This window comes from Micromonospora sp. NPDC006766 (assembly GCF_040636055.1).
In the GTDB taxonomy this organism is placed as follows: Bacteria; Actinomycetota; Actinomycetes; order Mycobacteriales; family Micromonosporaceae; genus Micromonospora.
The window spans coordinates 1-6,843 of record NZ_JBEYIX010000099.1; the positions used below are offsets into that span (position 1 = coordinate 1).

Genomic DNA, 6,843 nt, shown 5'->3' on the forward strand with positions numbered 1-6,843 from the left:
CTGCTGGCCAACACGGCTCTGCGCGACTACCTACGTGACCGGCATCGCCAATGGCTGTCAAGCCACCCCGCCGGGCTCTGATCCTCAGCAACTGCTCGGCCGCCCCATCGGACGCACTGTCATGCCGCTGAGTGTGCGCGGATCTGCCGATGAGCGCACATCGGATCATGAGCGATCTGACGTTGCCGGGCTGATAGGCCGTCACAATGGGTCGGCTGAGCGGCGGATGTGGACGCGGCGGGCCTCGGCGCGCAGACTGAGCCGTATCACGCTGCCGAATGCCGTCCCCTCGACGGTACCGACGACTGTGTACCCAACGACGGTGTAGAACGGGAGTGACTGCTCCCGATTGCCGACCGGCGGGCCTATGTGCAGTGTGCGCATGGCCGGCAGGCTAGAACCGAAACCGCCGTTGCGGCCGTCGTCGCCCGGCTCGCGGAGTACCCCGTCCAACCGGGTGCAGCCGGATGGCGGCCAAGTCGGGCCACTCTGTTACTTGACGCGATGCTTGCCCGACCCGAGCATTGCCAGTAGCGGCGGGGCGTCGTCGCGGGAGCGCAACGAGCCAGGCGAGGTGACGGCGTGACCGAACCAATCTTCAGGCGGCCCGAATACGCCGAGGTCCGTTACGCCGAGGTCCGTGAGGTCCAGGAGGTCCAGGAGTCGGTCGTTCAGACGCCGGCAATGAAGCTGGCGTTGGTCGGCGCGTTCGTCGCAGCGGCGTCCTTCGCGGCCGCGCCGGTGGTCGTCGCGATGGTGGCCGACGCACCTGCCAGCGTCGCGGTGGCCGCGGGGGGAGCGGCGGCGATCGGCGATGGGCTCATCGCGGCCGAGTTGCACCGCCGATACGTGCAGCTTGCCGAGGCTGGCAAGGCGGGCCGGCAGCGTCAGCGAACCGAGGCCACCCGGAAGGCCGTCGCCAAATGCATCCGGGAGATGCTTCAGGACGAGGAGTACGGGCCGCGGCTGCAACGCTGGCTAGTCGGCCGGATGCGGGAGCGCCCCGACCTCGTGTCGAAGGCCATGAAGACCGTTCCGCCCGAGAAGCTGGAGGCCGAGCTCGGGTTGATCGAATTGATCGATCCGCTGGCGGCGCGGGTTATGCGCATGGCTCGCTCGTTCGTGCACCGCCAGCTGATGTACCTGTCAACGACGCTGAACGCGGCGAGCGAGCGGCTGCGCGTGGCAGCCCAGCGGGTATCCAAGTCCTGACCGACCGCGTGATGTCCTATCTTCGATCGAACGGGCGGTGATCGGCGCTGCGAGCCGCCCGCCACAGCGTGATGTGACCATCGTCAGCGAGCGGGTACGGCCGCCGTCGACTGAGTCCCAACCAAGATCAGGCGCACGCAATTGCCGCCGACCGAGCGCCACGCTGAGTGACGGAACTGCGGTGGCGTCGTCGCGCTCTTGCCGATGAGCGCACGTCTCGGCCTGTCCCTGGATCGGCTGCCTGCGGTCATCCTCGGCCCGCACCCGGAGGGGTCGCGGACCTTTGGCAGCGACGGACACCTAAGACTAAGAGTTCCGGAAACCGGTCAGAGCCCCTGCCCGATTTCAACCAGATAGCCGTCGGGGTCGCGCAGGTAGCACCGGATCTCCGTGCCGTGGTCCTTTGGCTCGGTGATGAAGTCCGCACCACGAGACTTCCACTCCTTGTAGAGCTTCCGGATGTCGGTAACTCGAACGTTCATCGCGCAGCTCAGAGTATTGGGATCCGTTGGTGCCATGGCCTGCACCGTCGGCTTGTCATCGGTTGGGCCGCCCTCGACGTTGATTATGATGTAGCTGTTGAAGAACTTCATGATCAACGGATTGCTTTCGTGTACGCAGGTAGCTCCGAATACTCGCTCGTAGTATTCGCGCGACCGCTCGAGATCGCGAACAATCAACAAGGTGGCGAGGAACATCCCGTCCTTGGGTTTGAAATAGTCGGGTGCCGCGTTGGCTAAAGTCACATCTACCCCCTCTTACTGGACCACCCTGAAGATTCGGGCCGATGTCGGCGTTCCCGAAGAAGGCGGGCCGAAACCTCCGAGTCGCAGGGCCGGCGTGCTTCCCGTGTTTCAAAGTCAATCCGAGAGACGTAGGACCCAGGGTCATTGCGTTCTGGGGTTGCTGCTGGTCATGGCGGTGATGAGGCCGTGTGGGAGGCGGTTGGCGCGTCTGGTGGCGCGGGTGTCGTCGCTCACCGAATTCCCCAGGGCTTGGCTCACGTAATTCCCCAGGTGGTGGCCCTCGGGTGATGTTCTACTTCGTGCCCTGGGTGGTTGTCGAGCCGGCTCGCCCGGGCCGGTTGTTGGGCCGGTAGCTGGGGCCGTTCATGAAGACTTGGTGGCTGGTGTTGATCAGCCGGTCCAGCAGCGATTCAGCGACGACGGGGTTCGGGAACAGGGGGTACCAGTCGGCGGGTGACCGGTTCGAGGTGGCGATCAGCGACCGGCCGGTTTGGGCGCGTTCGGAGATGAGTTCGTAGAGGTCGTCGGCTTGTTGGGCGGTCAGTTCGCGCATGGCGAAGTCGTCGAGGATGAGCAGTGCTGGTCGGGTGAGTTCGGCGAGGCGGCGGGGCCAGGTGCGGTCGGCGTGGCCGCCGGCGAGGTCGGCCAGGGCGCGGCTGGTTTTGGTGAACCGGACGTCGGCGCCGCGGCGGACGGCGAGGTGGCCGAGGGCTTGCGCGATGTGGGTTTTCCCGACGCCGACGGGGCCGTGCAGGATGACTGATTCGCCGGCTTGTAGCCAGCGTAGGGCGGCGAGGTCGCGGATTTGGGCGGCGGGCAGTTTGGGGCTGGCGTGGAAGTCGAACTCTTCCAGGGTGGTGGTCTGCTCGAAGCGGGCCCGGCGCAGCCGTCGTTGGATGCTCATGGCGTCGCGGCGGGTGATCTCGTCGTGGCAGAGGACCTGCAGGAACTCCAGGTGGCCGAGTTCCCCGGCTTGGGCTTGGGTGAGGCGGGCGTCGAGGGTGTGCAGCATGCCGGACAGCTTCAGCGTGCGCAGGCTGTCGTGCAGGGCGGTGTCGATGATGGTCACGAGGTCTCTTTCTGTTGGTAGAGGAAGCGGCCGAGGGTGGCCATCAGGTTGGCCCAGTCGGCGCTGGCCGGGCGGGGGAAACCGTTGCGCTGCAACACTTCGGCGATGTCGAACAGCAGGCCGTAGGTGAACCGGGGATCGGCGTCACCGGGTTCGGGCAGCGGGTAGGCAGCGGCCGGTGTGCTGGTGTCGGTCATGCCAGCGCCGCCGTCCCGGCCGTGGCTGGCTGCTCGTCGTCGCCAGGGCCGCCGTGGTGGTCGTTCGTGATGGCCGGGTCCTGATCGGGCGTGCTGCTCGTGGTGGGCAGGGGGATGACGTTCGCGAACAGCTGCGAAGGGCCGTGCAGGTGGGCCGCGGCGCCGCCGTCACCGGCTGATGGTGGTGGCGGGTCGGTCTCGGCGCCGGCGACCAGGATGCCCTTGACGGTGCGGTATGACGGGTCGCCCACCGTGATCGCTTTGGCGCAGGCTGCCTCCAGCCGGCCGATGCCGTGCTTGTCGGCCAGACCGAGCACACCCTGGGCGGCACGCAGCCGGAACAGCGCGTTGATCTCGAGGAGACCGCCGATCAGCTGGGTGCAGGCGGGGCCGATCTGCTCGGCGCGGGTGCGGCACCAGGTCGGCGTCCGCATCCGGAACGCGATCTTCTCCGGCGGGTAGTGCCCGAAGTCGGTCTGCTTCCCCGACGGCTTACGGCCGTGCGTGGCGATCAGCTGCCCCTGATGGAAGATCTGGACGACCAGCGGGGTTTCGCGGGCGTCGACGCGTTGGCCGATGAACCGCCACGGCACCGAGTAGATCGTCTTGCCGACCTTGGCGTGGATGTCTGGCCCGACCGTGGCCGTCGACCACGTCGCCAGGACGAACGGCTTGACCGGCAACGGTTGCAGCGTCTCGGCTTCGACCGCGGCGAACACCGACGCCGGGGCAGCGCCGGACAGCGGCCGGCACGAACGGCGGCCGGCCACGTCCCGGCACCAGTCCAGCGCGGCGGTCTGCATCGCGGCGAGGGAGGTGAACTGGCGTCCGCGCCAGAAGCTGTCGCGGATATACGGCATCGGCCGCTCGATGCGGGCCTTGTCGCGGGGTTTGCTGCGGCGGGCTGGGTCGACCAGCACCCCGTAGTGGGCGGCCAACTCCCCATACGAGCGGTTAATCTTCGGGTCGTAGAGGTCAGGCTTGTCCACCCCGGTGCGCAGGTTGTCCGGCACGAGGCGACGCGGGACGCCACCGAAGAACGCGAACGCCTCGACGTGCGCCTCGGTCCAGGCCCGCTGGTCCATCACCAGCACCGGCCGCACGAACAGGTACCGCGAACACGCCAGGACCATGGCGAACGCCCACACCCGCCGCCGTTTCCCCGTCTGCGGGTCGACCCAGTGACCCAGATGCCCGTAGTCGATCTGGGCTTCCTCACCCGGCGGGACCTCGGCCTCGTCACGCAGCACCACGACCTGGTCCCGGCGCACCTCCTCCGGCAGGTTCGCCGCCACATACCGCTTCAACGACGCCACCGACGCGGTCAGGCCGTGCTCGTCACGCAGCCGCTGGTGGATCGTCGCCTGCGTCACCCAGCCCTGAGCTGGGTGGTGATGTACTCGTGATGGACAGCGATCTGCGGCCACGTGCTCTGCCGCAACCGGGTGTCCGCCAACTGCGGGAACCAGCCCGCCACCAGCGCCGACCAGTCCCCGGGCGTCATCGCCGGCCCGCCAGGCGCCAGCCCCGCCGCGACCGCCGGAGCCAGATACTTACGGATCGTCTTACGGTCCACACCCAGCGACACGGACACCTCGCTGATCGACCGTCCCGCGTACCAGTGGATGAAGATCTCGGTCACATCGACCACGTCGAACGTTCTCCTCGCCATCGGCTCCCTCACCCGTCACCCGAACGAGGGAGGACTCTTCCTGACCGCGAGGACCAGCCACCCCGGACACACGCCCCATGACCTGGGGAATTACGTGAACGACCGGGTGGGGAATTACTTGAGCGTCAGACCGCTACAGGTGGGGAATTACGTGAGCGCCGACACGGGCGATGTTGGTGTCGCCGTTTGGTGCGGTGGTAGCCGATCGGGGTGTTAGCAGGGTCGCGATGACGGCGCGGCTGAGCACCCATCCGACGCCCAGTGTGCCTGGTCTGGAAACCGCCGAGGTGAGCGTCCCCGGCATCTCCATCGACGCACGCTCATAGCCGCGATCCGAGTGCTGCAAAGCGTGACCACCCAGCAGCAGCCCTCGGAGTGTCCGGACATGCCAAGTTGAGTACGTGGTTTAGCTCGCGTACGCCTGCATTGAAGTGATCATGGCCTGGTCGTCGAAGGTCATGGTGTCGATGACCTCTCTGCTGGGGCCTTCGGCTGGTGTGGCGCGGAAGTGGAACGCGGCGTGGTGGTCGGCGATCGCCACCATAACGAGTTCCATTGTCCGTTGCTCGGTGAGCACGCCGGCAAAGTGCTGCTCGATGGCCGTTCGGCCGGTGACTGGGGGTCCGCCAGCGGGGTCATGCAGGCGGGCATCCGGTGTCTAGAGATCTGCCAGTGCGGTAGCGTCGGCAGCGCCGACGGCGGCGAGGTGAGCCTCGATGGTGGCCCTGATCTGCTCCGCGCTGGCCACGATCAACCGTCGCTTTCCGCCGAAGGACCCGCAGCCGAGGCAGGTCCCGCGTGCCCGTCGAGGACGACGCAGAGGACCCCGGTGTAGCCGGTCGTCGGATCTCCCTGCAGGTCCAGGATCATCTGCTCACCGCCGTCGGCGAAGATGCTGTCGGTGGCATTGGTGGTGTCGCGCTGCGGCCGGCCCCGATAGGGCGGGCGACTGAAAACCTCGTCGGTGACCGGGTCGGGAAAGTAGAGCTGCGTGGTCACCGAGCGTTCGCCGAGGTGCGCGATGAGGTGGATGTGCACGGTGCGGCTGGCGTACCAGCCCGGGTAGATCGTGTTGAACGCGCACATCCCGCGCTCGTCGGTGCGCTGGCTGCCCCGCAGGTACGTCTCACCGGCGGCGATCACATCGTGCGGCACCGACTCCGAGGTGACCACCTGTCCCGGCCTCGCTTCGAACGGCTGGAAGCCGGAGTATCGGCCCACGTGGTCGGCCTGCCAGACCTCGACGAGGACGTCCGCGAGGGGAGTTGTGGCGTCCACCGCCAGTAGGCGTAGCCCGAGGCGCAGCGGGAGGCCATCGCGGTCCTCGGTGATCTCCCGACGCTCGGGATGCACAGCTCGCTGGTATGGGCCCCGCGTCTGCTCGACCAACAACCGGCAGGTGACTCCGGTCGAGGCCAGTAGTTCGACGAGGTCCTCCTCCACCGTGCCAGTATGGTCCGCCGCTCCTTGCGGCGCCCGCGGTTCGCCGCCCGCCACCCGCGTAACCGATGCTTCTACCCAGGGGAGCGGTGATGGCAGACGAGGCACCTGACTACTTCGAGCCCGAGGGCGGAGCGGGTGCTCACGCACCTGCTGATCGTCCGGGACATCGATCGGCCCCGCGCGTTCTATCGGCGGGTGATCGTCCCCAGTTGTTTGCGAAGATCAACCGCCGTTAGCTGCACCCACGCCGGTTCGGAGTCACCGAGGTTGGCGGCGCCCGCACTCATTTGCCGCGATCCAGCCGCCGGCCCACGTTCAGCGGCCACTCAGCGTGTCGGCAGAGGAGAACCAGCAGTCTGCCACCGTCTCGCGTTCGGGGCCTCCACGTCGCAGCCCCTGCACATTTCGCGGCTCTGTCGCCGATCTTGTGACGGCGTGGAGCTGAGGCCAAGATCAGCCGAGTGCTCTCAAGCTTGATCAAGGCTCTGCCGCATCTGTCCAACG

At 67.3% G+C, this 6,843-nt stretch carries 5 protein-coding genes and 2 pseudogenes; 1 reads left to right on the plus strand and 6 read right to left on the minus strand.

Features of this window, described 5'->3' with window-relative positions; genetic code table 11:
• Positions 1–582: 582 nt before the first annotated feature.
• Positions 583–1,212, plus strand: a complete 630-nt coding sequence (locus ABZ671_RS32060; protein WP_357865117.1) for a hypothetical protein — start codon at positions 583–585, stop codon at positions 1,210–1,212.
• A 326-nt stretch (positions 1,213–1,538) separates the two neighbouring features.
• Here the strand turns inward: ABZ671_RS32060 and ABZ671_RS32065 are convergent, their stop codons facing one another.
• The 6 genes and pseudogenes from ABZ671_RS32065 to ABZ671_RS32090 form a co-directional block, all read right to left on the minus strand.
• Positions 1,539–1,958, minus strand: coding sequence for a VOC family protein (locus ABZ671_RS32065; RefSeq protein ID WP_357865119.1), 420 nt, complete (start codon positions 1,956–1,958; stop codon positions 1,539–1,541).
• A 292-nt stretch (positions 1,959–2,250) separates the two neighbouring features.
• Positions 2,251–3,027 (minus strand): IS21-like element helper ATPase IstB, encoded by a 777-nt coding sequence (istB, locus tag ABZ671_RS32070; RefSeq protein WP_357865121.1) that lies wholly within the window; start codon positions 3,025–3,027, stop codon positions 2,251–2,253.
• The gene (locus tag ABZ671_RS32075) at positions 3,024–3,224 is read right to left on the minus strand and encodes a hypothetical protein (protein ID WP_357865123.1); all 201 of its coding nucleotides are present in this window, start codon (positions 3,222–3,224) and stop codon (positions 3,024–3,026) included. The genes istB and ABZ671_RS32075 overlap by 4 nt, the downstream gene beginning before the upstream one ends.
• A 197-nt stretch (positions 3,225–3,421) precedes the next feature.
• Positions 3,422–4,875 (minus strand): annotated as a pseudogene (gene istA / locus ABZ671_RS32080) (IS21 family transposase); the annotation flags it as partial.
• 427 nt (positions 4,876–5,302) lie between these two features.
• A pseudogene (locus ABZ671_RS32085) lies at positions 5,303–5,542 on the minus strand (nuclear transport factor 2 family protein); the annotation flags it as partial.
• 104 nt (positions 5,543–5,646) lie between these two features.
• Positions 5,647–6,339 (minus strand): hypothetical protein, encoded by a 693-nt coding sequence (locus ABZ671_RS32090; protein ID WP_357865125.1) that lies wholly within the window; start codon positions 6,337–6,339, stop codon positions 5,647–5,649.
• Positions 6,340–6,843 lie beyond the last annotated feature (504 nt).